The following is a 26298-nucleotide window of genomic DNA, read 5'->3' as shown; positions in this document are numbered from 1 at the left end:
GTTACCTATATGCGAAGGAGGGAGTTCGTTGGCTAAGAAAAAAGACGGCGGAACGAAACAAAACAGCAAGCAAAAGCCGAAAGGGAAAACATCCGGTTCAGCTAATGGCCAAAACGGCTACCATTAGGTACATTTTAATGTGACGATCTCAAAATGGGCGAGACTCCTGCGGGAAAAGCAAGACTAGGCGATACCTAGCAGCGAGGGACGAGCGAGAAGGCTGCGGTTCGCTCGCGGAAAGCGAATGAAATTCGCGATCATACTATAAAAAGATTTACATTAAAAAGGGTGCCCCGGGTTATCTAACTGACTTCCGGGGCACCGTTTTTTTGCGAGAAAAAATCGTTCAATATTCATTCAAAATAGCTTGTAATCACACGATAAAACGATCGAACCTATACTCGACCGCTTAGCTCTTGGCGTATTCGATTAAAACGAAAACGCCAGAAAAAACAATAAAAACGATCAAAGAAACGTAACAGATATGTACGATGTGTGAAAGATAAGAGGTACACCACTGCTTATTTAAGCGGTTCGCCAAAGCTGCCTTCAAAGATGGATTCTTTCACAGGCCGGCGAGTGGATGGCACTTCTCTTTCTTGCAAGTGTAGCGGCAAAGCTTCCTTTTCTCCTTGATAGCCAATGGCGATAAGAGCATCGATCGCATAGTCTTCCGGAATATTCAATACTTCACGAGCTTTGTCAAAATCAATTCCTGTCATCGGATGCGTAATCAAGCCTTTTCTCGTTGCTTCCAAGGATAAATAACCCCAAGCGGCGCCTGCGTCGAAAGCGTGAGAACCGATATTGCCCCTTTCACTAGTCAATTGAGAGATAATCAAAGCGAATGCGGGAGCTTTTTTGCACCAAGTTTGGTTAAATTCACCGATGAACGTCATGAATTTTTCACGGTCTTCTTTAGTCCTAGCCAGAATGAAGCGCCATGGTTGAAGGTTGAAAGCAGACGGCGCCCATCGTGCCGCTTCAAACAGGCTAAGCAGGATATCTTCCGGCACCTCTTTTTCTAAAAATGAACGTGGAGACCAGCGCTCTAAAAATACAGAATCAATTTCGTATTCCGGCTGACGTACGACTTCCGTTTTCCCCATAGGGACCCCTCCTACCATGTCGATTATATGAATCTAATTCTATTGTAAAACAGTTTTATTTTTCAGACAAATAATTGGTTTTTTCTCTTTTTGTTGGATTTTTGTGAAAAATGAATGAAAATAGTATTGAAAATGATTCTCATTATTATATATAATACATTTGTAATGGTTTGATATTTTATTCGATTGATAGAATACATATTCATCTATAGAGGAGGAAAAAGAAAAGTGAAAATTTGGAAAGCTGCATTCGTGACATTGTTATCATCCAGCCTGTTATTCGGCTGTTCTCAATCTTCTAAAACAGACTCTGAGCCTAAGAAGACGGACAAAAGTGCTTCAACGCAGCAGTCAAAAGAATTGGCGCAAGTCACAAAAGAGTATCGTGGCTATGCCATTGGAGAAATAGATGAACTTGTAAAAGACACGGAACAATTTACAAACGCTGTCAAAAGCGGTGACATAGAAAAGGCAAAACAAATTTATCCGCTGGCTCGGATGCATTATGAGCGGTCAGAACCGATTGCAGAAGTATTTGGAGACCTCGATCCTGAAATTGACGCCCGTGAAGGAGATGTTCCGGCATCGGAATGGCGGGGATTCCATCGAATTGAAAAAGGTTTGTGGAAAGAGAACACGACAGTTGGCTATGAGCAATATGCAGACCAATTGTTGAAAGATGTAAAATTGCTGCGTGCCAAAGTAGAAACGGTCAAAGTGACGCCGGACATATTAATTACCGGTGCGGTTGATTTATTGAATGAAGTGTCGACATCGAAAGTAACGGGGGAAGAAGATCGCTATTCCCATACTGATTTATACGATTTTGCCGCAAATGTCCAAGGAGCTGAAAAAATTTATGAGTTGCTGAAGCCTGCTTTAGAGAAAAAAGACAAGAAGCTTTCGGATGAAATCGGAAGTCATTTTGATCAAGTCAACCAATTGCTCAATCAGCATAAAAAAGGCGACGGATATGTTCCATACACTGAGTTAACGTCCGCAGAGGTAAAAGAATTAAGCCAAGCGATTGATGCACTGGCAGAGCCTCTTTCCAAAATGGGCATTGTTGTGGAGGAATCATAATGACGGAACAATCGAAGAAACAACCGGAAGAACCAACTTTTTTGTCTAAGCAGATTTCCCGCAGAGATATGCTGAAAATAGCGGGAGCCGGAGGAATTGGCCTTGCGCTTGGGGCTAGCGGCGCCGGAAGTCTGCTCACGATGACGAACTTATTCCCGGAAGCGGCCGAAGAAGATAAAGAGGACGAAACCGTTCCTTTTTATGGTGCCCATCAAGCAGGAATTGCGACACCAATGCAAAATCATGTGTACTTTGCTGCAATGGATGTAACAGCTGAGAGCCGATCAGAATTAATCCAACTCTTTCAAGATTGGACGAAAGCCGCCGCTTTGATGACGGCCGGAAAGCCGGTCGGAGAGAATTCCGGCAACGACTTTTTGCCCCCTAAAGATACAGGAGAAGCAGAGGAGCTTTCGCCTTCTAATTTAACGATTACCTTTGGTGTGGGGCCCACGCTTTTTGTAAAAGATGGAAAGGATCGCTTTGGCTTAAAGCGTAAGCAACCCGGAGAATTAAAAGAACTGCCGAAGTTTCCTCTCGATGCGTTGGATGAGAAATGGTGCGGAGGAGATTTATGTATTCAAGCATGCGCAGACGACGCCCAAGTGGCCTTCCATGCGGTTCGAAATTTGGTCAGAATCGCCCGCGGCAAAGCGACGATCCGCTGGGCGCAAGCCGGATTTCAGCGTTCCAAGCAAGCGGCTTCTTCCAAAAAAGATACGCCGCGGAATTTATTTGGATTTAAAGATGGAACGGTCAATCCTGCTGTGCACAATGCAAAAGAAATGAACCAGTATGTATGGGTTCAGCCGGGAGACGGGCCTAATTGGCTAATCAACGGATCTTATTTAGTCGTCAGAAGAATTCAAATGCATATTGAAGTATGGGACAGGTCCAGTTTGCGCGACCAGGAAGAGACTTTTGGCCGTCATAAAGCAAGCGGGGCTCCGCTTGGCCAAAAAGATGAATTCGATCCTCTTGATTTAAAGAAAAAACGGCCGGATGGTCAATATTACATTCCGGTCGATTCACATGTTCGGCTGGCGCATCATGACGGAACGGAAAAAATTTTGCGTCGTTCGTATTCTTATGCCGACGGGATGGATCCAAAAACCGGAAGTTTGGACGCAGGCTTGCTCTTTATGTGCTACCAACGCAAGCCTAGCCGGCAATTTATTCCCATTCAATCCAGGCTTTCTCAAAACGACAAATTAAACGAATATATTACCCATCGCGGAAGCGCCATTTTTGCCTGCTTCCCCGGTGTAAAAAAAGGCGGCTATATCGGAGAGTCTCTGTTTGAATAGAGTCTCGTTTGGAAATGAGGAGATGATATTTTGAAACGATCTCACATCATCATCGTCGTGATCGGCATATTGGTTTGTTTTCTAAAGATTTCTCCTGCTTATGCCGAGAAAGGGTATGATGAATTGTATGTTCCTATCGGTGATGCGTTAACGCATACGCAATCATCAGCTGACTGGGATGTCATTCAAAAGGATATCCAGCAATTTGAGCAAGAATGGAATACGCTTCAAAAACCAAGCGGCAAACAGGTAAAGCGGATCAACCAAGAATTGGAAAAGGCGAAAAAAGCTTTACACGAAAAAAATGCAGGGGATCTCCGTCATGCTCTCTCCGCTTTATCAAGCCAGCTGATTCTTTTGGAAGAACAGCAATCAAAAGGTAATAAAGAGGAAGAAAAAGATAAAGTCCGTCAACTGCAGCCGATGATGGAACAAATGAAAACTTTGATTGAAAGTAAAAAATGGGAACAAGCCTATAATCAATATCGCCAATTTGAGACCGTATGGAATCGAGAGGCGGAAATGGCTGTTCGACAACAAAGTGTTGCCTCTTATGGAGAAATCGAAAAAAATATGTCCTTTTTGCGAATTGCTCTTACCCAAGAGCCAGTGGATCAAAAAAAGGCAACAGACAGCCTTCAGTCATTGAAACAATCGGTTGATGACTTTTTATCCGGAAAGGCGTCCGCCAAAACGAACTCAAAAGAGTATACTCTTTCTGATTTAAACCGACTATTAAAGGATAGTGTCCAAGCGATCCAAAAGGATGATAAATCAAAGGCCGTTTCCTCCTTAAATGAGGTTTTAACGATTTGGCCGATGGTAGAAGGGGAAGTTCAAACTCGGGACGCTGCATTGTACAATGATATGGAGACGAAAGTACCGGCGGCAGTCAGTATTTTAAGCTCCAACAGCGGTGATATCCATAAGGCAGAAGCCATCATCAATGACTTACATTCCCGCCTCGAGTCTCTAATGAAACAAACAAGCTACAGCATTTGGGACGCTGCTTTGATTTTGCTGCGTGAAGGCATGGAAGCATTGCTTGTAATTGCGGCTCTTGTCGCCTTTTTGAAAAAAACGAATCAGGCGGAAAAACAAAAATGGATATGGGGAGGGGCCGGCGCTGGTATTCTCGCCAGTGCATTGTTTGCGATCGTGTTAAGTTTGGCCTTTTCCAAAATGACAGGTGCTTCCAGCCGTGAGTATATTGAAGGGTTTGCCGGAATCGCGGCCGTTGTGATGATGTTGACGGTGGGGGCATGGCTGCATAATAAGTCCAATGTTCGTCAATGGAATCAATATATTCAGCAGCAAATGAATCAAGCGCTTGAAGGCGGCCGTCTTTGGACGATGTCGTTGATCAGTTTTCTTGCTATTTTCAGAGAAGGAGCAGAAACCATCATTTTTTATGTTGGGATGGCTCCTTCGATGAGTGTCGGCCGATTGCTGGCAGGAATCGGAATAGCGTTGGTCATCTTGTTCATCGTTGGGTTTTTGATTATTCATTTCAGCGTCAAAATCCCGGTTCGACCGTTTTTCTTGGTTGCTACTGTGCTGATTTACTTTTTATCGTTTAAAATTCTCGGAGTAAGCGTCCATGCCTTGCAAGTTGCCAAGTTGCTTCCGGCGCATACTTTGGCATCTTTGCCTAATATTGAATGGATCGGTTTTTATCCGACAATGGAAACGATCCTTCCGCAGATTGTGCTGGTTGTCCTCATTGCAGGAGCGGCTTACTGGGTAGAGAAATCAAACCGTAAAAGTGAGAAGGCGGCTTAACCTAATAAGGGGAGCGTTCCGTATGAATCACCGGTCGCCTTCTCTTGATGTCGATTCAATCCATATCGGAACATTCGCGCTCCCCGGATTTTTTGAGGTAAAACTTTCATCCGTAAAGGCTTGATTTATAAAGTAAATTATGGTAGTATAATAGATGTTCTTAAGAAGACGGGGCATTAGCTTAGTTGGGAGAGCAGCTGACTCTTAATCAGCAGGTCGCAGGTTCGAACCCTGCATGCCCCATTATAAAGTCCAAAAAAGCAAGGCGTTTTAAAGGCGCCTTGCTTTTCGTTTGTCGGCAAATCCAAAACCGGGATTTGCCGATAGCTTTTTTGTGTGTCATTAAAAAATAGAGATGGATGAAATGCTGGCAAAGATACTTTTGCTGCGATGAATGTGAATAAGGTGGCTTGCCGATCATCGAAAAGTCCGGTAATAGCATAAAATAAACTTTTTGGTCTGACCGCCATCTTTAAAAGCATGAAAATGACAAAAGACATCCGAATATGTCCATTCAGATGCCTTTTGTCTATACTCTGGAAGGATAATGCTTTGATTTCTGGTCATTTTTTATTGCTCATCGTTTTTTGTCATAGTTTCGAAGCAAAATCGCTATAACAAAGAACAAAACAAAAAGCCCCCATGCTGTCAGCCCTTGTCTTTTGATAATTCCGAATATAAGAACTGAAATGCCGGACAATACAAATGAAATTTGGCTTAAAGTGTTTTTATTCATCTTGTTCGCCATCCTATTGCAATTTTTTTAATTGTCCCCTCATGTTTCATGTCCCTATCAGACCCCTTAAAAATCCCTTTTTATCAGCAGCAGTTTCAAAATACAAGGAAAATTTTTATCAAAAACAACTTTTTCCCAATAAGAATAGTCATTTTTTCACCATTCTGGTATATGCTCTCTTTCTTAAAGTTCCGATTTGGTAACATTGAAATGGATCGTTGCAATCATTTTCTCTTAACTTTTAGTTCTTTTATTTCCGTTTTCCTTACTCACAATATAACAGATCTATTATTGCTATGGTGTATTTTCTTAATATTTTTTGCATTAAAGGGGAACGGATCCCCTTTATTTTATGAATTCTACCCTCTTTCGGACGTTTGTGATGGCAATAAAAAAAGAGGATCCAATATCTAATTCCCAAAATGTTTTAGCTGCTATTTTTGAAAAGGCTGATGATAGTCCCTTTAATCCATTCAGGGGAATGGAGCATGATTAAGTATGATTATGGTCTCTGGCATATTAAGCGGGCGAAATTGCTATAATAAAGGCTGGTGGTGATTGAATGGAAAGAAAAATCAGAAGGATAGGCAACTCATTAGGTGTCAATTTGCCTGCAGATATGCTGAAAGAAATACAATTAAATGAGGGCGACACCGTTGAAGTCGAGTTGCGAAAAGACAAAGGTGAGATCGTACTAAGAAACCATAAAATAACGCCTATCAATAGTGATTTTGAATCACGAGTGATAGACGTTGTGGAAAAATATTTTGACATAACAAGGAAGTAGAAACCTGTACGAATTCATGAGAATAGGGGGCGGGCAGACTCTATTCTCTAGTTATATGTTATTACATCGTTATAACATTGTAAATACTTTTTGTTTAAAAAATTATCCTCGGCTGTATTGAAGACTGATTAAGTTTGATGCGGCCTCAGAGAGTGTAGACAAAAAGGCGTCCGGTTATGCCCATTCGGATGCCTTTTTGTCTACATTCTGAAGCAAGGCGTTTTAAAGGCAGGTGCCTTGCTTTTTTTAGGTTTTTTCTTTGTAATGAAAAGAAAAGCGAATTTCGATAGTATCATCATGAAGCTTGGAATAACAACAAAGTGGAGGAAAAAGAAATGGAAGGGCATATGAAGTATCAACCATTGCCGATAGAATTTTTCCAGAAGCCGACCCTTGAATTGGCAAAAGCCTTGCTTGGCTGTTTGCTTGTAAAAGAAACGGAAGAGGGAATAGCCTCTGGCTTTATTGTAGAGACGGAAGCATATATGGGCCCGACAGACCGCGCAGCCCACAGCTATGGCAACAGAAGGACAAAACGGACGGAGATTATGTTTCATGAAGCCGGGTTGGCTTATACATACGTGATGCATACCCATTGTTTGTTTAATGTTGTAAGCGGCGGCAAAGAACAGCCGGAAGCGGTGCTGGTTCGTGCTCTTGAACCTTATGACGGCATCGATTTGATGTTTCAAAGAAGAAGCAAGATTAAGGACGTGCGCCAGCTGACAAACGGCCCCGGCAAATTGACGAAGGCTTTAGGGATTACAATGGCAGACTATGGCCGTCCTCTTCAAAAACCTCCCTTGTTTATAGCAAAAGGATTTGTACCTGAGGCAATTTCACAAGGAAAGAGAATCGGCATCGAAAATACGGGAGAAGCAAAAGACTACCCATGGCGATTCTGGGTAAGTGGAAACCGATTTGTTTCGAAATAGATCAAAATTCCACCAAAAACGATGACAGAAGAAGTGTTTGACGCAGGGATGATGGTAAGAAAAAAATCGATGTGATGGAGAGGGGCGATCTATAGATAGTATCTATCCGATCATTTGATTTTAAATGAAGCTGAACTTTTGGAAATCATGGAAAGTCTTTTACGATAGAATGCTTCAAAATCAGGAGGAGTTCAAAGTTGCACTTATTGATCCATTTAATCGATCAATATGGATACATCGTCCTTTTCTTTTCGTTAATGCTGGAGCTGATCATTGTTCCTGTCCCGAACGAAATTCTTATGAGCTATGTCGGTTTTCTTGCTTATCAAGGAAAAGTCCATTTTGCTCTCGCTGTCCTTTTTGGGGGCTTGGGGGGAATTGTAGGAGTCACGATTTCCTATTGGATTGGATTTAAATTGGGAGCCCCTTTTTTCTATAAATATGGAAGCAAGTTTCATTTAGGACCGGAGAAAATAGAAAGAATTTCAAGATGGAATCAAAAATACGGAAGAAGATTATTGTTATTTTCTTTTTTTATTCCCGGCGTTCGTCATGTGACTAGTTTATTTTCGGGAATCACCCGCTTGCCTTTTCGATCTTTTGTTGTTTTTGCGTATATCGGCGTGTTTCTGTGGGTAGGGACGTTCATTTTTTTGGGAAAAATTTTCGGCCCAAAATGGGAGCAATTTCATCAAGAGGCCAAATTATATATGATCATTGGCTGCGTCGTAATTGGTCTTGTGTATGCTATATACTTATACATTAAAGTAAACATCCGCAAGATTCGAGAAAACTTGATTTTGTTATTTGAAGCCATGTTTAAACGATTTCACAGCTTCCTTGGCATGAAGCTGCTGATTTTCGGGATGGCCATTGTGTTTATCGCTATGTTCAGTCTGATGGTAGGGATGATTCAAGATTTTATCGAAAATGAATTTGGACAATTTAATACCATCACGAAGGCTGTCGTCTCGTATATAGTGGATCCTCGCTGGAAACAGACGATCGATTCTATGTATTCCTTATTGTCGCGAAACTCTCTTTTGTTTGTGGGTTTTTTAACGATTATATGGATTTTCTTCAAAGGAAAAAACAAATGGTTGGAATTCCAATATTATGTCATTTGCATACTGGGAGCTCTTATTTTAAGCAAAGGCCTCCATATTTTGTTCAGCTATATTGCGGCTGCAAACATGTTCAGCCAATCTTTCCCGAGCGAATTAAGTTTTTTATGGGTTGTGCTTTACATCTTTTTTCTGTACATCGTGCTTCGGCATAGTCAAAGAAAAATGGGAAATGTTTTGATTGTTGTATTAGAAATGCTGATATTTGCACTGATCTCAGTCAGCAGCATTTATTTAGGGTCGGAAAATCCAAGTGATTTAGTGGCGGGCTATACGTTTGGAGGAGTTTGGGTAAGCTTGATCATTTTGATGATCGAAATTTCCAGGCTCTTAAATATGATCAAAGCTTCCAAACGAGGTCATTTGGAGAAAACGGAATAAACGGGCGAAGAAAAAACTTCCGCCCGTTTCCTAAATATTTCTATCTTTTTCGATGATGTTGGGAGCGTTTTGGGAGGACTTTCATAGGACGTTTATCGATCATTTCATCTAAACGGACAAATTGAATGTCACGCTGCCTCAACTCTTTCAAAACTTCTTTTAATGCTTTTAACATATAGTAAGGAGCGTCAATATGGGCGCCCGGCGTGTCTCCGCAATCATGCAGCAAAACGACGTCCCCGGGCTTAATCCTTTTCAGAAGCTTATTCTGTATAATTAAGCTCGTTCCTTTATTGCGCCAATCGCCTGCCATAACAGACCATAAAATAATGCGAAATTCTTTGTGCAGAAAAAAATCAAAGAGATTCATCAGACCCCAAGGCGGACGGTAATAAGACGGCCGAACGCCGGTGATATTTTGAACAATGGCCGCGGAGTCCCGCAAGTTGCGGACAACGGACCAAGGAGTCATCAGCCAATTGGATCGATGGACGTAATTATGAATTCCGATCAAATGACCCTCTTTGTGCATTCGTAAGATGAGTTTAGGGTATTTTTTCGCTTTCGATCCGACGACAAAAAAGGTGGCTTTGACCCCATATTTCTTTAAAAGATCAAGCAGTTGAGCGGTATACACGGGATCGGGTCCATCGTCGAAAGTGAAAGCGACTTGGCTTTCACCGTTCCCTTTTCGAAATGCTCCAACACCGAACCAAAAGGATAATAGATAAGGAATAAACATATAAAAACATAAAAAGACAAAAAAGCAGATCATGATTTTCTCCATAAATCAAAATCCTTTCTTCTCTACAAGGCCTAGGAAGATTCATAGATGACACAGGAATCTCCCTATCTTTATCCTATTATAACGGTTCAGCCGTTGATGTGGAGGATAGACGTTCTTTTTTTAAAAAAACGTGCTGATTTCCGTTTTTTCAATTGGAGTCCATTTGCCACGATGTAAGTAGGATGGCTTGTCATGGCCATTAGTTGATAAATGGCCAACACCGCATCGAATGCAGCGGCTTTTTTTTGGATTCTTTCAGAGTTCTTTTTCATCTTCAGCAGGAGCGGCTTATTTTTTATCAAATTGGAAATTTGATAGATTAAGTCATCGGGATTTTCAGACAGAATGGCTGCTCCGGATTTTGTTAAATAACGAGCGTTTTCTTGTTCTTGACCGGGCAGAGGATGATAGAGAATCATGGGCAGCTCCATGGCCAAAGCTTCTGACGTGGTCACTCCTCCCGGTTTTGTGATAATGATGTCCGAAACTGCCATCAGTTCATGGACATATTCTACATAACTGAATAAATGAATCCGATGTTTAGACTGTTTTAGTTCTACTTCCAACTTTTGTTTTAATTTCTGATTGCGTCCGCACAAAATAATCAATTGCAGAGTTTCCGGGATGGATTCAAGCGTCGGCAAATTGAGAAACCCTTTGCCAAAAAGGCCATCTCCGCCTCCCATAATCAAAACGGTAGGAAGCTCGGCATCCAGTCCGTGCTTGACAATAAATTCATCGCGTTTATAAGGATAAAGAAACTTTGTCTGAATGGGGATTCCCGTACTGGCAATTTTCTCTTCCGGGACATTTCGTCTGAGCAATCTCTTTTTCCCTTCATTGGAACCTACTATGTAAAGATCCGTAAAAGGGTGAATCCAACAACTGTGATCCGTATGATCTGTAATCACGGTCACAATAGGGATATTCGTTAATCCATATTCTTTCAGTTTAGAAAGTATTCCAGACACAAATGGATGGGTGCTGACGACGACCGCGGGTTTCTCTTTCTCCAGCAATTGGAGCATCTTTCTTAGTCCAACGAAAAACAACGACTGTATTCTTGTTGAAAATACGCTTTTTGGATGGGTTTTTTGATAAAAAAATCCATATAGTTGAGGAAAGACTTTCAATCCTTTTATGTAAAGATAATTGCTAATTGGATACATATGAGGATGAGCCCATGCAATAAAATCGAAAACAACAGGCTGCACATTTGGAAAACATAGCTGAACGGCTTCTTCCAGAGCTTTGGCAGCTTGGAGGTGTCCTTGTCCGAACGTACCCGAAAGAATAAGGATTTTGTTTTTCGTCACTTTTGACATTCTTCTTCCCCCAATAATCTTTGTGATCAATAGAAAAGACTGAGGTTGTCCAAAAAAAGTTCATGTCAGAAAAAGCGGGTCGAGGAAGAAAAAACAAAAACCCTTTATGAATTAATCAGAGTTTTTGCTTTTTCTCCTTTCAAAGAGCGGTTTTGAAAAAAGCCATGTCATGGCAATGCCCAATGAAAACCATATGAGCAAGAGCAGACAGACACTTCCAACGACAGGAAAATTAATCATAGAGACCGCCAGCGCTGAACCGAAGAGCAATTTCAGCCATTCAGGTTTGCCATCCATGAATTTCAATTGTTTGCCCAATTCTTTGCTGAATACAAGCAATCCGATAAAAAAGGAAAGAGCGCTTGCGACAAATACCAACAAGGCAACCGGTATGCCAATAATGGTGAGAGCCAGAAGCGTGCATAACGTTGTCAGCGCTAAACTTGCCATAAATCCAATGATCAACGTTTTACCGGGTCTTTTCAATAAAAGTTCTTCGTGTCTGAATGTTCTGCGTTTCAAAATAATCCCTAACAGTACGGTGCCAATCACTAATATAATACTAAAAGCAAGCCGTATGCCCCAAGTGAATAAATAAAGAAATCCGCCGAAGATAAAGCTGTTTTGCATGGGATCGTTTAGATTAACGGTGATGAGATGCTCGGAGATACGAGCCCCTTTTTCTTGATGAACATGACCGCCGATCACAATGACAGGACCGCCTACAACGGCTGTTTTGTTCATCGTAAGGTCACCGTTCACGACGATGACTCCGACTTTGACATGTCCGCTGATCTCGGCGTCATTTCCAAGTACAACCACATTTTCCACTTTTTCTTTTTCGGGAACGATGACATCTTTTTTGTCTATTATAAGTTTATCTGCTGCCAGAGCAGGGTGAACGATCAGCAAAGTCAAAACCATGATGGAAAGAAAGGCACTCAAAATGTTAAACCCTTTCATGTTCTACATCTCCCTATTCTAGACTTTTTACCCTGAGCAAAAACTGAATGGCCCAAATCGATGTTCCTAAAATAACCATGGAAATGATAACACAAGCGAGAAAGAGCAATGGAATGGACGAAAGAACCGAGGCCAGTGCATGAGTCACGCTTAATCCGATATGCACAAAGGAAGTGGCCAGTGTAATTCCTACATAAAACACGTTCCCCATTTTCGAGAGAATGAAGGCAGCCATTAGTAGGGCGATGAAACTCATAGTCCAACGAACATATCGATTCATTGGGCGATACGGCGAGGAGATTTGTTTTATTTTCCGGACAACAGAGTGTTCAAATTGAACATTCGGTATTTCGATGGAATGATAAACGGCAAACAGTTCTTCTTTCAGCCATTGAAGTTCTTTTAGCTCAGTGCTGCATTGACGGCATTCTGCTACATGGTCTGCTACTTTTTTTCTTTCCTCTTCGTTTAATTCTCCATCAATAAACGCTGACAGGAGTTCATGAACATGGTCATTCATTGTGCTCGCCTCCGAAAATTTCTTTTTTCAACGCGATTCTGGCCGAATGGATGCGTGATTTCACTGTACCAAGGGGAATGCTTAACATTTTGGAAATTTCATCGTACGAATATCCTTGGATGTCGCGCAGCGAAAGTATGGTGCGCTGGTCCGGGGATAATTTTTGCATCGCTTCCTGAATTTCAAGCTTCAATTGTGTCCGATCGATAGATGAGGTCATACTCATGTGTTCGGCTCGATCCTTGCTTTGCAGCTGCAATTTTTGTATTTTTTTTCTTTTTTTTAATTTGTCGTAACAAATATTCGTCACGATTCTTGTCAGCCAAGAAACAAAGGCAAAGTCATTATCCAGTTTGGATAGCGATGAGTAAGCTTTTACAAAAGCTTCCTGAGCGATATCTTCCGCTTCCATTCGGTCATTCACGATCGAAAAAGCATGGCGGAATACTTGGCCTTTATATTTGGAAACCAGTGTAGAGAACGCCTCCAAATCCCCGCTCCTGGCCTTTTGTATTAAATTGGTGAGTTCTTGATCCACCTTTTTTCAACCCCCTGTGAAGAAAAGCTCGAGCCTTCTATGGTTGATAGATCGGAACGACATTTTTTGCTAAAATAATGGGACGCCTTCTTATAGGAGATTTAAGGATCCATTTGCCGGTGCCGGAATTCAGATGCGGAAGATCGGGGAAAATCGGGTGGAAATCACTCAAATTTCCCTTATAATATGGACTGTTTCGTCTTTTTTCTCAAAAATCGATCGTCCGTTTCTGTTCTTTACAAAAGACGCCGTTCAAATAAGATAGGTTCATTTTTACCGAAAATCATTTTCAGCATTCTTGGGTAATGACGACGTGAAATACTTTTTTGAGGAAAGAAGGCAAATAAATAATTGAATAGAACGTTTTCTATGCTTTCAAAGCTGATTTTTCCATAAGGGATTTGTCGGATCATGGTGAAAATGGAAAGTATTTTATCATATTTCCTGAAAATTTACAATTCTATTTATTCTTGTCGTTTTCCTTTATATTTAGTGGGATCATAATATTTTAGGGGGGATTTTATTGAAAAAAGTTGCTGCCGTCATTATGTCTGCCGCTATTGTTTTGTCTGTAAATCCTTCGCTTGAGCTTGCTGCACCGCCAGAGAAAGAACTGACTCAATATCTTCAAAAAATAGGAATGTCGAAAGAAGTAGTCAATAGTCAATTGGAAAAATTTTATGGCGAAGATTTAGATTCATTTGATTCGGTGGAAGAGGTAAGACAAGTTCTTGGAAATCCGATTAACGATCATGATTTGCAAGATTTATTGACAAGGTATGGGTTTTCTTCTGAAGATGAATTGGAACAAATGCTTGTGGAATACGGCGAACTGGAAAAAGGCCAAGATATCCGCGATGTTTATAAATTTATGAACCCGTTGGAAGACACCGTTTCGTTTTATGCGCTTATGCCGGAAAACAAAGAAAATTGGCTGGATGTCGATTCGATTGCCGATGCCCTTTCCCCGTTTGGATTGACTAAAGAGGAGACACAACGGCTGATCGATCATTTGAAGTCTTTAAACTTAGACGAGCAACAGTTGCTGCCATCATTGGAAGAGTTGAATCGTCGGATGGAAGCGATTGGGGAATTCGATAGCGCCTCTGATCTAACGGACGCTCAACTTACCGAACTTGCAGATATTTTTCACGACTTCTTGAGTCTTTTTCATATGGATGCCCGTTTTTACTTAGAGAAAAACGGCCGGAAAACCCCGCTGTCCTGGAAGCAATTGATTACGTTGGAAAAAACGAATGGAAGCAATTTGCTCATTGAACTTTATAATGATCATGGAGAATTTTTGGCAGATATGATTTTTACGGCTGATCTGTTTGGCTCGGATGTGATTGAAAATACGGTGAATAAAGCCATAAATGGCAGCGCCGCAAAAGGGCAGCCGAAAGCACATCTGATCAAACATACTGTTAAAGGCGGACTGATGCCGAAAACGGCCGGCCATTATATGGAACAGCTACTCGCCGGAATTTTCGCATTGTTGATTGGTGCCGTATTACTGCGCAAATGGCGCGTGAACCATTCATGAATCTTTTTTTACAAAAAAATGGACTGATTTTTATCGCCGCTGTTGCTTTCCTGATCGGTGGTCTTTACCTAACCGGGAATAGTTTGAAATCTCTTTTCTTTTCTGAAAAATACGAAAATTAAAAGGCTGTTCAGGTCGACGCAAAACAAGCTGTACAGCCTCTAAAAGAAGAACCGTTCTATGCAGCCCGGCCAAAACAGGGTGAAAAGTTTGGCGAACTCTTTATTCCGAAGCTCCATGCCAGTATGCCGATTTACGAAGGGACAAATGAGGATGAACTGGCGAAAGGAGTCGGTCATTTTGCCGAAAGTGTATTGCCGGGGGAAAAAGATAATTGTGTGTTGAGCGGTCATCGGGATACGGTATTTCGAAAATTGGGAAAGGTTAGGGAAAATGATTTGTTGATTGCTGAAACATCTGCAGGAACGTTTACTTATAAAGTCTACAAAGTTCGCATCGTTCCAAAAAACGATCGTACAGTTATCGTTCCGAAGCCGCGGGCGACATTGACGCTGACGACATGCTATCCATTCCACTATATTGGCAGCGCACCGAAACGTTATGTGCTGGTGGCTGCATTAATCTCTGAAAAATTGAAGGAAAGAAGAATTCATCAAGAGAAGAAAGCGGGATAAGAAGGAGCTGTTCTGCTTTTTCCAAATGGAGACAGGATCTTTCATCATAATGACTTGCTCCGTAGAAAAAGATGATACATTTTTAAAATTCCCGAAAAAATATGCAACAACCCATTCAAATGGCATTATTTTATTGATATTTGGAGACGGACGATCAGTCCGTCTTCTTTATGTGCGCCCGGCATGTACATGAACTATAGGGTGTAAGTCCCGAACCCCGAAGACAGAAGTAGAGGTTAGCCAAGAGCAAGGGTGTCCGTGGTGACGCGGAATCTGAAGGAAGCTGGAGGCAAAACACCGGTCCGAGGAACACGAACCTCATATAAGGCTAGGTATGATTGAGTGAGTTTGCATAACAAAACAAAGCTCTTTCTGTCGAAGGTCATATCGAGTAAATGAGGCGGATAGATGGTGTGAAAGTGCATGTACTTACCCGGGGAGGTCTGGCGGATATGTGAAGTACTCTTCATAACCTACTTAGTGATAAGTAGCTGAACCGTCAGAAGTCAGCAGAGGTCATAGTATTAGTTGGTCTAGAACAACTAAGAAGGACCGAACAATTAAGAGAGAATAGCCCTTGGTATTCAGTGAGTCATGATGAACACAGAAAACGTAGTACCTCACTTGAGGGAGGAAGCGGTGAATCCCGTGGGAGACCTCTTGGAGGGTGGAGTGACCACTGGCATAAAGAGAACAGCTATTCACGGAAGTTATAAAGACTTGCGTCAATTATCTTAATTGAACCGCCGTATACGGAACCGTACGTACGGTGGTGTGAGAGGACGGGAGTTAATCGCTCCCTCCTACTCGATTGGTTTGATTCATGGAAAAAATATTTAGTGAGACTGATGACCATGGCATTCGTTGACCGAAGGGCGTCGTGCGTGGCCCTTTACTTGCTTGGAACGAAAAGAGATGTCTAAATCATCGAATGATGATGATTGGCCAACGGCTTTTGAAAACGATAAAAGGAACGGGAAGAACCTATACAATGTTTATTTTTTCATGGTGGAGTACATGTATTGATAGGCTTTTGCTTCTTCCGTCATTCCTAAATGACTATATATTTTGGCCAGCCACTGAACAGGTTTCGGATCGTTCGGGTGAAGCTCCATTTCCCAGCTGAAGCAGTCGATTGCTTTCTTGGGCTGTTGAAATTCATAATACAGTTCGCCAAGCAGAAACTGTTGATCAGGGTCGTCTTGGATGGCCAGCATGCGATTGATTTTGGCTGCTGAAGGCAAAGGGATATGCTTTTCTTCAAAAGGCTGAAGCCATTTTTTTACATAGTTCAAATCGTGTTTTTTCAGCAGAAGAGGAATAATCAATCGGATCGTTTTTTCTATTGTCCCTGCGTTCTGTTTGTTGACAGGAAGGGTATTAATTTTTTCCAACTGAATTTCATCCATTTGAATGGCGGGATCAGCCAAGATAGAGGCAAATTGTTGAGATTGATATTCCGTAATCGGGGAGTGCTGATCAAAAAGAAAGTTGACCGCACGTTCATACCAATGAAGCTTGAGAAGCAGATCAAATAGATCATACTCAAGGGCCGGAAATGCTGCACCTTGTTGATGAAGCTGGAGCAAAACGAGGGCTGTATCTTGGTCGGTTAAAAAGGTCGAGAGTGTCGTGCGCAATGATTCATAATCTTGCTCCGGTGCGCGGGAATGCAACAGGCGATGGATGGATAAAGCCGCTGCATCGATCAACCGATTTTGTTTGAGAAGCTCGGATTGAAGCTTTGCATAGGCTTTTTCATCATAGGCGGTACGCTCAAAAAAGAGTTGTTCAGCCATAAGCTTATCTTTTTCCCATAAGGCATCATCGTTTTGATAAATGTCGTCGTATTTTCGGAAATCAAGATCGTTGGCTATTTGTTCTACCCATGGATTTTCCGGAGCATACTGTTTTAACAGGCGTATGACTCGATAGGCAAGAAAGTATTTGCCGTTTCGCCGGTATTCATAAAAAATGTCTCGAACCAGCTTGATAATCGTCTCTTTTTCAAGAATGGAGTCGAATAAAGGGAGAATGTGGGCAATTTCGAGAGAAGAATATTGATGTTGCCATTGTTTCAGAAGATGTTGGAAACTTTGAATCGCAGAAGGGCGATTTTGGTGAATGAGGGTGTCTATAAAAGGATGAGGGGCCTGAAATACGATTCCGTTTTGAAAGGCTTTGTACAATTGGGAATGATCGTTGAAACGCAAAGGTTTTATAGCAGCAAGCAATCGGTTTTTAAAGTAAATCAGAAAGAAAGTCTGTTTTTTGGAATCCGACGCCTCGATCAACTTAAACATATGGTACACGGCCATTCTTTTTATATCCAACTTGTTCGCTTTATGATGATCGAGAACGGTTAGCGTATAATTTTCTGTCATTCTTTACCCCTCCAATAGTGAAAATACTTTTTATTTTCTTATTTGATTTTATTGTACCATGATTGCAACACAAACTCGAGCACAGTCTTTAAATCGTTTGGTATTGCCGCATGTCTGTTTACTCCCATTCCCCTTTGTGACATTTTGTACGCCTAAAATGATATTTTCAAGCACAACCGGAAGATTCCTTATGACGGTTGGATTGTCAGGAATTCATCGTCTAATCGTTGTTTTTCCGAGCACTCGCGGAAAATTCAAAACGAATAATCCTTCAAATTTCATCGCATTCTAAACAAGGGCATGCCGCCCAATCTTGAAAGGAGGGAATTCTAATGGAACAGCCAATCCATCAAAACAACGCTCCTTCTATGCAAAATATACCTGGACAAATGTATCACGGTGGTCATGAGTTGTTTGAAATTCATGAATTGCTTTCCAACACGATCAGCCTTCTCGACCAATATATGATATTGCGCCAATTGGCAAAAGATCCGGAATTAGTGGACATAATGCACCGTCAGTATCAATTTGTGTCCGATAGCTACAACATTACAGTAGAAGCTTTGAAAACGGGGAATAAACCGTCCCATCCAACGCAGACATATATGATGAAACAAGATCATAGCACCGTATATGGGATAAAGCCTTCCAATCCGGCTAAAGCAGCGCAATCCGTAACGGAAATCAATGATCAAAAAATTTCTACTCAAATGCTGCAAATGATGAAATCGGCTGCCTTTCTTCACACGATAGCGGCATCCGAAACGGTCAATCCGGTTCTAAGACGAATATTGGCTGACAATGTTCCAAACTATTTGGAAATGGCGTATGAAATTTTCTTGTATCAAAATAAACGCGGTTATTATCAAGTACCGCAATTTGATAGACAAACGACGGAGACAACTGTCAATCGCTTTGCGCCGGTACAAACAAACCTTCCGCAAAATCAAGCGACAGGCTATAACCAAACACACTAAAAAGGATCAGTCCTAAAAGTGGGGCATCCTTTCATGTCAAGCTTTCTGTCGGGCGTTGTTGGATCGCGGAATTCACTTGCCTTCCGCGGGTGATCCGTGATCCTCCTCGCCCGTATCATGCCTGAAGTCTCACCTGGCTTGTTTTTCCTAGAGTAGTCTCGCACGTTTCGCGTTGATTTCGTTCAAATTTCGATTGGAGCTTCCTGCTAGGGGGCTCCGAATATTATGGGCTCGATGTTGTATACAGCTGTCTAATACACGGAATTTTAACTGTTGCATGATCAAGGGATTTTTGAATGAAAGGAGCATTTGGTTGCTAATTTTCACCTTGTATCGTTGATTTTACATAAAAAACCTTGATTATTCATTTTGAAAATGCAAAAAAGGTTGAAAAGTTCATATGAAAAGGATAGTGAAAAAGGCCATCGATTAATATAATAGCCGGGGGCAGTACATATGACGGCGTGAGAGGAGGGGGCTTTTTCCTCTCCTCTAATTTGATTTTCGGTGCATGGATGGCCATCGAGACGCCGGCAGGGAAAGATCAATTTCAGGAGACATAGTCACTTTAAACCTTTCCATCGTTCTGACAGATGTCTTAACTCTACAGCAAGATCCGCCACTTCTTTGATCCTGTTTGCCATTTCTTTTGTCGTCGCTGATTGTTCTTGAATGGAAGCGGCGGCTTGTTGTGAACCGGAAGCTAATGAAGCAGCAGCATATGATACCGCTTCCATCTCTGAAAAAACTTTTTCGATTCCTTTCAGCGTATCGTGGCTGGCATCCGTCATTTTTTTCGTTTCTTCTGATACAGTGTGCATGATATCAGAGATATTTTGAAAGGCGTTGTCAAGTTGTTTGGATAATTGTTCTTGTTGATTGGTTACTTCGTGTATCGCTTTGGATTCTAAAGCGGAAGTATGGACATAATGTTGTATCTGTTTCAGCATTTCGTTTACTTGTTCAACGGATTTGGAAGTTTCTTCTGACAAAGAACGAATTTTTTCGGCGACAACGGCAAATCCCTTTCCTTGATCTCCGGCTCTGGCTGCTTCAATGGCCGCATTTAATGCTAATAAATTAGTTTGATTGGCGATGTTGCCAATTAATTGCAGAATGTTGTTTGCCTTGGAGGAAGCTTGTTTCAGCTGGGAAGTGGCTTCGTTCAAAGATTCAGCCATTTTGACACTTTCCATGATCGTGGCATTGACTTGCTTGACTTTTTCTCTTCCTTCGTAGACACGATGATCGGCCGTGTTGACCACTTCGTTTAAATAATTAGACCCTTGTTCAACCTCTTTTATGTCTTTCACCATTTTTTCCATTGTCGTTTTTGAGATATCGGCTCGGTTGGCTTGATCGGTAATTCCGTTTGACAACTCTTCAATAACGGAGGAAAGGGTGTCAGCATTTCCTGCCAACATATGGCTCGCTTTAGCGATTTCGTCCGACTCATCAGAAAACCGTACGGCATACTCTTTTACATCCAATAAAATATTTCGAAGACCTTTCAACATTTTGTTCAATCCATGTGAAACGATCCCCATTTCATTTTGAGAGCGATACCCGGATCTTTTAGATAAATCGACTTTATCTGTGACGGAACGGATCGTTACATCGAACTCCTGCAGCGGCTGTTGAACATGTTTCGAAGTATAGGAAAGAAAAAAATAAGAAATCAGCAGTCCCCAACATAAGCAAAGAATCATAGCCGTTGTGACGGAAAAGGTTGTGAAGAGAAAAATGGTCAGTCCCATTGTCATAAAGACTAATAAAAAAACAGAAAAAACAAAAAAGGATCGTAAGCTTTTAAACAAATCGGTCCCTCCTCATATTTCTTTTTACCTATTTTTACTATTTTCATTATATCAAAACGATAAAATATAAGACAAAATTTTCCGAATAAAACAACTGGAGAAAATTATAAAAAAAGCTTTTTCTGAACTGTTACAATCAGGAGGTTTTTATGGCTATTTCTTACTTCGTTTATAGTAGAAAATGCAAATTATGACGAAAAATTTTAGAATACGGTTTGATTTTAGAATTTCTCAAACGGCGGAAAAAAATTATGTTGAATGATTGAAAGGCATTTTTTTGTGAAAGATATAGCCTTTTTCGTTACTAGCCGCCGAATGACATGATGGCATGGAATAAAAAAGGAGAGATGGATGCTTCATTTGTTTTTAAAAGAAGTGCGGTGGACTTGCACCCATATAGTCAAAGATTCATAAAATAAGAATATGAGGAAATCGTTTCATTTTCCGTTTTTAAACGAATGGAATTGCGGTCGTGGTTACTTAATTTATTTAAAACTTTTTAATGACAGTTAAATGTAAATATCGTTGCGCAGTGGCAGCAATATGATTCCCGGTAGCAAGCAATATAAAAAAAGTTAAAGAAAGATATTGACTTTATTTAAATCGGGTGATATTATGTAAAAAATCGCTTGATGAGTGACGTTCCATGATAGACTTAAATAAACATGGTTCTACAGATGTTGATAAATTAATATTATTGTAATAAAATATAATTCGTTATGATGATCCTTGAAAATTGAACAAAACGAAGCGTGAACCAATGTTTCAATCGAAACAAGCCAAGTCAAATTTCTTTTTGGAGAGTTTGATCCTGGCTCAGGACGAACGCTGGCGGCGTGCCTAATACATGCAAGTCGAGCGGACTTTCAAGAAGCTTGCTTTTTGAAAGTTAGCGGCGGACGGGTGAGTAACACGTGGGCAACCTGCCTGCAAGACGGGGATAACTCCGGGAAACCGGGGCTAATACCGGATAATATCTTCCTTCGCATGAAGGAAGGTTGAAAGGCGGCGCAAGCTGCCGCTTGCAGATGGGCCCGCGGCGCATTAGCTAGTTGGTGAGGTAACGGCTCACCAAGGCGACGATGCGTAGCCGACCTGAGAGGGTGATCGGCCACACTGGGACTGAGACACGGCCCAGACTCCTACGGGAGGCAGCAGTAGGGAATCTTCCGCAATGGACGAAAGTCTGACGGAGCAACGCCGCGTGAGCGAAGAAGGTCTTCGGATCGTAAAGCTCTGTTGTCAGGGAAGAACAAGTACCGTTCGAACAGGGCGGTACCTTGACGGTACCTGACCAGAAAGCCACGGCTAACTACGTGCCAGCAGCCGCGGTAATACGTAGGTGGCAAGCGTTGTCCGGAATTATTGGGCGTAAAGCGCGCGCAGGCGGTCTCTTAAGTCTGATGTGAAAGCCCACGGCTCAACCGTGGAGGGTCATTGGAAACTGGGAGACTTGAGTGCAGAAGAGGAGAGCGGAATTCCACGTGTAGCGGTGAAATGCGTAGAGATGTGGAGGAACACCAGTGGCGAAGGCGGCTCTCTGGTCTGTAACTGACGCTGAGGCGCGAAAGCGTGGGGAGCGAACAGGATTAGATACCCTGGTAGTCCACGCCGTAAACGATGAGTGCTAAGTGTTAGAGGGCTTCCACCCTTTAGTGCTGCAGCTAACGCATTAAGCACTCCGCCTGGGGAGTACGGCCGCAAGGCTGAAACTCAAAGGAATTGACGGGGGCCCGCACAAGCGGTGGAGCATGTGGTTTAATTCGAAGCAACGCGAAGAACCTTACCAGGTCTTGACATCCTTCGCTACCTCTAGAGATAGAGGGTTCCCCTTCGGGGGACGGAGTGACAGGTGGTGCATGGTTGTCGTCAGCTCGTGTCGTGAGATGTTGGGTTAAGTCCCGCAACGAGCGCAACCCTTGACCTTAGTTGCCAGCATTCAGTTGGGCACTCTAAGGTGACTGCCGGTGACAAACCGGAGGAAGGTGGGGATGACGTCAAATCATCATGCCCCTTATGACCTGGGCTACACACGTGCTACAATGGATGGTACAAAGGGTCGCGAAACCGCGAGGTGGAGCCAATCCCAAAAAACCATTCTCAGTTCGGATTGCAGGCTGCAACTCGCCTGCATGAAGCCGGAATCGCTAGTAATCGCGGATCAGCATGCCGCGGTGAATACGTTCCCGGGCCTTGTACACACCGCCCGTCACACCACGAGAGTTTGCAACACCCGAAGTCGGTGAGGTAACCCTTACGGGAGCCAGCCGCCGAAGGTGGGGCAGATGATTGGGGTGAAGTCGTAACAAGGTAGCCGTATCGGAAGGTGCGGCTGGATCACCTCCTTTCTAAGGAAGAAGAAAAGCAGAGGCGACTGTTCAGGTGCGACAAGCACAAGACAGCTTGCGAGGAGGTAGTATTTCAACCACCGCAGCAAGATGGATTGTGACCTCGAGCACCTAGGAGCCGGAGCTGGACAGATATCAATTGTACGCTTTCGTTTTGTTCAGTTTTGAAGGATTTCATCCTTCCAAGTTGTTCCTTGAAAACTAGATAGAAAAAAGAAGCAGCATAAACCGAGTATCGCCATCTAGGATAAAACCAACATGGTTAAGTTAGAAAGGGCGCACGGTGGATGCCTTGGCACTAGGAGCCGATGAAGGACGGGACTAACTCCGAAAAGCTCCGGGGAGCTGTACGTAAGCGTTGATCCGGAGATTTCCGAATGGGGAAACCCGCTGCCCGTAATGGGGCAGCATCCTTGCCTGAATCCATAGGGTAAGGAAGGCAACCCGGGGAACTGAAACATCTAAGTACCCGGAGGAAGAGAAAGCAACAGCGATTCCCTGAGTAGCGGCGAGCGAAACGGGAACAGCCCAAACCAGAAGGCTTGCCTTCTGGGGTTGTAGGACACCAATGGTGGAGTCACAAAGGAACGAGGTAGACGAAGAGGTCTGGAAAGGCCCGTCAGAGAAGGTAACAACCCTGTAGTCGAAACTTCGTTCCCTCCCTGGTGGATCCTGAGTACGGCGGGACACGAGGAATCCCGTCGGAAGCTGGGAGGACCATCTCCCAAGGCTAAATACTCCCTAGTGACCGATAGTGAACCAGTACCGTGAGGGAAAGGTGAAAAGCACCCCGGGAGGGGAGTGAAAGAGAACCTGAAACCGTGTGCCTACAAGTAGTCAGAGCCCGTTTACGGGTGATGGCGTGCCTTTTGTAGAATGAACCGGCGAGTTGCGATCTTATGCGAGGTTAAGTCGAAAAGACGGAGCCGCAGCGAAAGCGAGTCTGAACAGGGCGCATGAGTATGGGGTCGCAGACCCGAAACCAGGTGATCTACCCATGTCCAGGGTGAAGGTGAGGTAACACTTACTGGAGGCCCGAACCCACGCACGTTGAAAAGTGCGGGGATGAGGTGTGGGTAGGGGTGAAATTCCAATCGAACTTGGAGATAGCTGGTTCTCTCCGAAATAGCTTTAGGGCTAGCCTCAAGGAAAGAGTCTTGGAGGTAGAGCACTGTTTGGACTAGGGGCCCTCATCGGGTTACCGAATTCAGACAAACTCCGAATGCCAGCGACTTATCCTTGGGAGTCAGACTGCGAGTGATAAGATCCGTGGTCAAAAGGGAAACAGCCCAGACCGCCAGCTAAGGTCCCAAAGTATACGTTAAGTGGAAAAGGATGTGGAATTGCTTAGACAACCAGGATGTTGGCTTAGAAGCAGCCACCATTTAAAGAGTGCGTAATAGCTCACTGGTCGAGTGATTCTGCGCCGAAAATGTACCGGGGCTAAACGTATCACCGAAGCTGCGGGTGGACACCTTCGGGTGTCCGCGGTAGGAGAGCGTTCTAAGGGCAGAGAAGCCAGACCGGAAGGACTGGTGGAGCGCTTAGAAGTGAGAATGCCGGTATGAGTAGCGAAAGAAGGGTGAGAATCCCTTCCACCGAATGCCTAAGGTTTCCTGAGGAAGGCTCGTCCTCTCAGGGTTAGTCGGGACCTAAGCCGAGGCCGACAGGCGTAGGCGATGGACAACAGGTTGATATTCCTGTACCACCTCTTTTCCGTTTGAGCGATGGGGGGACGCAGGAGGATAGGGTAAGCGCACTGTTGGATGTGCGTCCAAGCAGTGAGAGGGGCAGCGAGGCAAATCCCGTTGTCACTAACCTCAAGCTGTGACGGCGAGGGAAATATAGTACCGAAGTTCCTGATTCCACACTGCCAAGAAAAGCCTCTAGCGAGGAAAAAGGTGCCCGTACCGCAAACCGACACAGGTAGGCGAGGAGAGAATCCTAAGGTGTGCGAGAGAACTCTCGTTAAGGAACTCGGCAAAATGACCCCGTAACTTCGGGAGAAGGGGTGCTTTTTGGGGTGCATAGCCCCGAGAAGCCGCAGTGAATAGGCCCAGGCGACTGTTTAGCAAAAACACAGGTCTCTGCGAAGCCGTAAGGCGAAGTATAGGGGCTGACGCCTGCCCGGTGCTGGAAGGTTAAGGGGAGCGCTTAAAGCTTTGCTTGAAGGTGCGAACCGAAGCCCCAGTAAACGGCGGCCGTAACTATAACGGTCCTAAGGTAGCGAAATTCCTTGTCAGGTAAGTTCTGACCCGCACGAAAGGCGTAACGATCTGGGCACTGTCTCAACGAGAGACTCGGTGAAATTATAGTACCTGTGAAGATGCAGGTTACCCGCGACAGGACGGAAAGACCCCGTGGAGCTTTACTGCAGCCTGATATTGAATTTTGGTACAGCTTGTACAGGATAGGTAGGAGCCTTGGAAACCGGAGCGCCAGCTTCGGTGGAGGCGCCGGTGGGATACTACCCTGGCTGTACTGAAATTCTAACCCGCACCCCTGATCGGGGTGGGAGACAGTGTCAGGTGGGCAGTTTGACTGGGGCGGTCGCCTCCTAAAAGGTAACGGAGGCGCCCAAAGGTTCCCTCAGAATGGTTGGAAATCATTCGCAGAGTGCAAAGGCAGAAGGGAGCTTGACTGCGAGACCTACAAGTCGAGCAGGGACGAAAGTCGGGCTTAGTGATCCGGTGGTTCCGTATGGAAGGGCCATCGCTCAACGGATAAAAGCTACCCCGGGGATAACAGGCTTATCTCCCCCAAGAGTCCACATCGACGGGGAGGTTTGGCACCTCGATGTCGGCTCATCGCATCCTGGGGCTGTAGTCGGTCCCAAGGGTTGGGCTGTTCGCCCATTAAAGCGGTACGCGAGCTGGGTTCAGAACGTCGTGAGACAGTTCGGTCCCTATCCGTCGCGGGCGCAGGAAATTTGAGAGGAGCTGTCCTTAGTACGAGAGGACCGGGATGGACGCACCGCTGGTGTACCAGTTGTCTCGCCAGAGGCATCGCTGGGTAGCTATGTGCGGAAGGGATAAGTGCTGAAAGCATCTAAGCATGAAGCCCCCCTCAAGATGAGATTTCCCATTTCTTCGGAAAGTAAGATCCCTGAAAGATGATCAGGTAGATAGGTCCGAGGTGGAAGCGTGGTGACACGTGGAGCTGACGGATACTAATCGATCGAGGACTTAACCAAAAGAAAGCGCGAAATCGGTGA

Annotated in this window: 17 protein-coding genes, 1 tRNA gene, 2 rRNA genes and 1 pseudogene; 12 read left to right on the top strand and 9 right to left on the bottom strand. The window is 43.6% G+C overall.

Going from position 1 to position 26298, the window contains the following annotated elements; genetic code table 11:
• Positions 1-521: 521 nt before the first annotated feature.
• Positions 522-1109, bottom strand: a complete 588-nt coding sequence (locus NST81_RS14745; protein ID WP_048624008.1) for a nitroreductase family protein — start codon at positions 1107-1109, stop codon at positions 522-524.
• A gap of 228 nt (positions 1110-1337) precedes the next feature.
• Here NST81_RS14745 and efeO point away from each other — a divergent pair, with 228 nt between their 5' ends.
• The 4 genes from efeO to NST81_RS14725 all read left to right on the top strand — a co-directional run bounded on the left by efeO (position 1338) and on the right by NST81_RS14725 (position 5524).
• Positions 1338-2192, top strand: coding sequence for an iron uptake system protein EfeO (gene efeO / locus NST81_RS14740; RefSeq protein ID WP_003352620.1), 855 nt, complete (start codon positions 1338-1340; stop codon positions 2190-2192).
• Complete coding sequence (gene efeB, locus NST81_RS14735) at positions 2192-3499, top strand: iron uptake transporter deferrochelatase/peroxidase subunit (protein ID WP_341030128.1); 1308 nt, start codon at positions 2192-2194, stop codon at positions 3497-3499. Before efeO ends, efeB begins: the two co-directional genes overlap by 1 nt.
• Positions 3500-3529: 30 nt before the next feature.
• Complete coding sequence (locus NST81_RS14730) at positions 3530-5281, top strand: FTR1 family protein (protein ID WP_048624006.1); 1752 nt, start codon at positions 3530-3532, stop codon at positions 5279-5281.
• 170 nt (positions 5282-5451) lie between these two features.
• Positions 5452-5524: transfer RNA gene (locus tag NST81_RS14725), tRNA-Lys, on the top strand.
• Positions 5525-5858: 334 nt separating this feature from the next.
• Here NST81_RS14725 and NST81_RS14720 read toward each other — a convergent pair.
• On the bottom strand, positions 5859-6017 hold the full coding sequence (locus tag NST81_RS14720; protein ID WP_003352615.1) for a hypothetical protein: 159 nt from the start codon (positions 6015-6017) through the stop codon (positions 5859-5861).
• Between the two features lie 562 nt (positions 6018-6579).
• Here NST81_RS14720 and NST81_RS14715 point away from each other — a divergent pair.
• From NST81_RS14715 to NST81_RS14705, 3 genes are all read left to right on the top strand, one after another.
• The gene (locus NST81_RS14715) at positions 6580-6804 is read left to right on the top strand and encodes an AbrB/MazE/SpoVT family DNA-binding domain-containing protein (protein ID WP_328202796.1); all 225 of its coding nucleotides are present in this window, start codon (positions 6580-6582) and stop codon (positions 6802-6804) included.
• A 335-nt stretch (positions 6805-7139) separates the two neighbouring features.
• A complete protein-coding gene (locus tag NST81_RS14710) occupies positions 7140-7739 on the top strand; it encodes a DNA-3-methyladenine glycosylase (protein WP_412678318.1) in 600 nt (199 codons plus the stop codon).
• A gap of 197 nt (positions 7740-7936) precedes the next feature.
• On the top strand, positions 7937-9244 hold the full coding sequence (locus NST81_RS14705) for a VTT domain-containing protein (protein WP_341030127.1): 1308 nt from the start codon (positions 7937-7939) through the stop codon (positions 9242-9244).
• A 40-nt stretch (positions 9245-9284) separates the two neighbouring features.
• Here the strand turns inward: NST81_RS14705 and NST81_RS14700 are convergent, their stop codons facing one another.
• The 5 genes from NST81_RS14700 to NST81_RS14680 all read right to left on the bottom strand — a co-directional run bounded on the left by NST81_RS14700 (position 9285) and on the right by NST81_RS14680 (position 13377).
• Complete coding sequence (locus NST81_RS14700) at positions 9285-10031, bottom strand: polysaccharide deacetylase family protein (protein WP_328202790.1); 747 nt, start codon at positions 10029-10031, stop codon at positions 9285-9287.
• 86 nt (positions 10032-10117) lie between these two features.
• On the bottom strand, positions 10118-11356 hold the full coding sequence (locus tag NST81_RS14695) for an MGDG synthase family glycosyltransferase (protein ID WP_341030126.1): 1239 nt from the start codon (positions 11354-11356) through the stop codon (positions 10118-10120).
• Between the two features lie 111 nt (positions 11357-11467).
• On the bottom strand, positions 11468-12319 hold the full coding sequence (locus tag NST81_RS14690; protein WP_327796504.1) for a hypothetical protein: 852 nt from the start codon (positions 12317-12319) through the stop codon (positions 11468-11470).
• Between the two features lie 13 nt (positions 12320-12332).
• A complete protein-coding gene (locus tag NST81_RS14685) occupies positions 12333-12839 on the bottom strand; it encodes an anti-sigma factor family protein (RefSeq protein ID WP_048624000.1) in 507 nt (168 codons plus the stop codon).
• Complete coding sequence (locus NST81_RS14680; RefSeq protein ID WP_048623999.1) at positions 12832-13377, bottom strand: RNA polymerase sigma factor; 546 nt, start codon at positions 13375-13377, stop codon at positions 12832-12834. Before NST81_RS14680 ends, NST81_RS14685 begins: the two co-directional genes overlap by 8 nt.
• Before the next feature lie 523 nt (positions 13378-13900).
• Here NST81_RS14680 and NST81_RS14675 point away from each other — a divergent pair.
• A complete protein-coding gene (locus NST81_RS14675) occupies positions 13901-14923 on the top strand; it encodes a processed acidic surface protein (protein ID WP_048623998.1) in 1023 nt (340 codons plus the stop codon).
• Positions 14920-15558, top strand: a pseudogene (locus tag NST81_RS14670) (class D sortase). The gene NST81_RS14675 and the pseudogene NST81_RS14670 overlap by 4 nt, the downstream one beginning before the upstream one ends.
• 995 nt (positions 15559-16553) lie before the next feature.
• On the opposite strand, the gene NST81_RS14665 reads toward NST81_RS14670, so the two are convergent.
• Entirely contained in the window at positions 16554-17942 is a 1389-nt protein-coding gene (locus NST81_RS14665; protein ID WP_328204240.1) for a hypothetical protein, read from the bottom strand.
• Positions 17943-18274: 332 nt separating this feature from the next.
• On the opposite strand from NST81_RS14665, the gene NST81_RS14660 reads away from it, so the two are divergent.
• Positions 18275-18919, top strand: a complete 645-nt coding sequence (locus NST81_RS14660; protein WP_270584713.1) for a spore coat protein — start codon at positions 18275-18277, stop codon at positions 18917-18919.
• Between the two features lie 563 nt (positions 18920-19482).
• Here the strand turns inward: NST81_RS14660 and NST81_RS14655 are convergent.
• Positions 19483-20736 carry a methyl-accepting chemotaxis protein gene (locus NST81_RS14655; protein WP_341030125.1) on the bottom strand — a complete coding sequence of 418 codons (1254 nt, stop codon included), beginning with the start codon at positions 20734-20736 and terminating at the stop codon, positions 19483-19485.
• 793 nt (positions 20737-21529) lie between these two features.
• Between NST81_RS14655 and NST81_RS14650 the strand changes: the two genes are divergently transcribed.
• Both NST81_RS14650 and NST81_RS14645 read left to right on the top strand, forming a co-directional pair.
• Positions 21530-23084: ribosomal RNA gene (locus NST81_RS14650) — 16S ribosomal RNA — on the top strand.
• Between the two features lie 260 nt (positions 23085-23344).
• A 23S ribosomal RNA gene (locus NST81_RS14645) occupies positions 23345-26277 on the top strand.
• The 16S and 23S rRNA genes sit together here, the layout of an rRNA operon.
• Positions 26278-26298: the final 21 nt, after the last annotated feature.

Origin of the sequence: Bacillus sp. FSL W8-0223 (assembly GCF_038006805.1) — a bacterium.
Classification (GTDB): domain Bacteria; phylum Bacillota; class Bacilli; order Bacillales; family DSM-4216; genus Bacillus_O; species Bacillus_O smithii.
This window is presented reverse-complemented; position numbering and strand designations above follow the sequence as displayed.

Bases quoted from the DNA above. Each gene is read 5' to 3' on its own strand.
- NST81_RS14660 (WP_270584713.1), top strand. From the start codon at position 18,275: ATGGAACAGCCAATCCATCAAAACAACGCTCCTTCTATGCAAAATATA.
- NST81_RS14710 (WP_412678318.1), top strand. From the start codon at position 7,140: ATGGAAGGGCATATGAAGTATCAACCATTGCCGATAGAATTTTTCCAG.
- NST81_RS14720 (WP_003352615.1), bottom strand. From the start codon at position 6,017: ATGAATAAAAACACTTTAAGCCAAATTTCATTTGTATTGTCCGGCATT.
- NST81_RS14690 (WP_327796504.1), bottom strand. From the start codon at position 12,319: ATGAAAGGGTTTAACATTTTGAGTGCCTTTCTTTCCATCATGGTTTTG.
- NST81_RS14685 (WP_048624000.1), bottom strand. From the start codon at position 12,839: ATGAATGACCATGTTCATGAACTCCTGTCAGCGTTTATTGATGGAGAA.
- NST81_RS14745 (WP_048624008.1), bottom strand. From the start codon at position 1,109: ATGGGGAAAACGGAAGTCGTACGTCAGCCGGAATACGAAATTGATTCT.
- NST81_RS14715 (WP_328202796.1), top strand. From the start codon at position 6,580: ATGGAAAGAAAAATCAGAAGGATAGGCAACTCATTAGGTGTCAATTTG.
- NST81_RS14695 (WP_341030126.1), bottom strand. From the start codon at position 11,356: ATGTCAAAAGTGACGAAAAACAAAATCCTTATTCTTTCGGGTACGTTC.
- NST81_RS14665 (WP_328204240.1), bottom strand. From the start codon at position 17,942: ATGACAGAAAATTATACGCTAACCGTTCTCGATCATCATAAAGCGAAC.
- efeB (WP_341030128.1), top strand. From the start codon at position 2,192: ATGACGGAACAATCGAAGAAACAACCGGAAGAACCAACTTTTTTGTCT.
- NST81_RS14700 (WP_328202790.1), bottom strand. From the start codon at position 10,031: ATGGAGAAAATCATGATCTGCTTTTTTGTCTTTTTATGTTTTTATATG.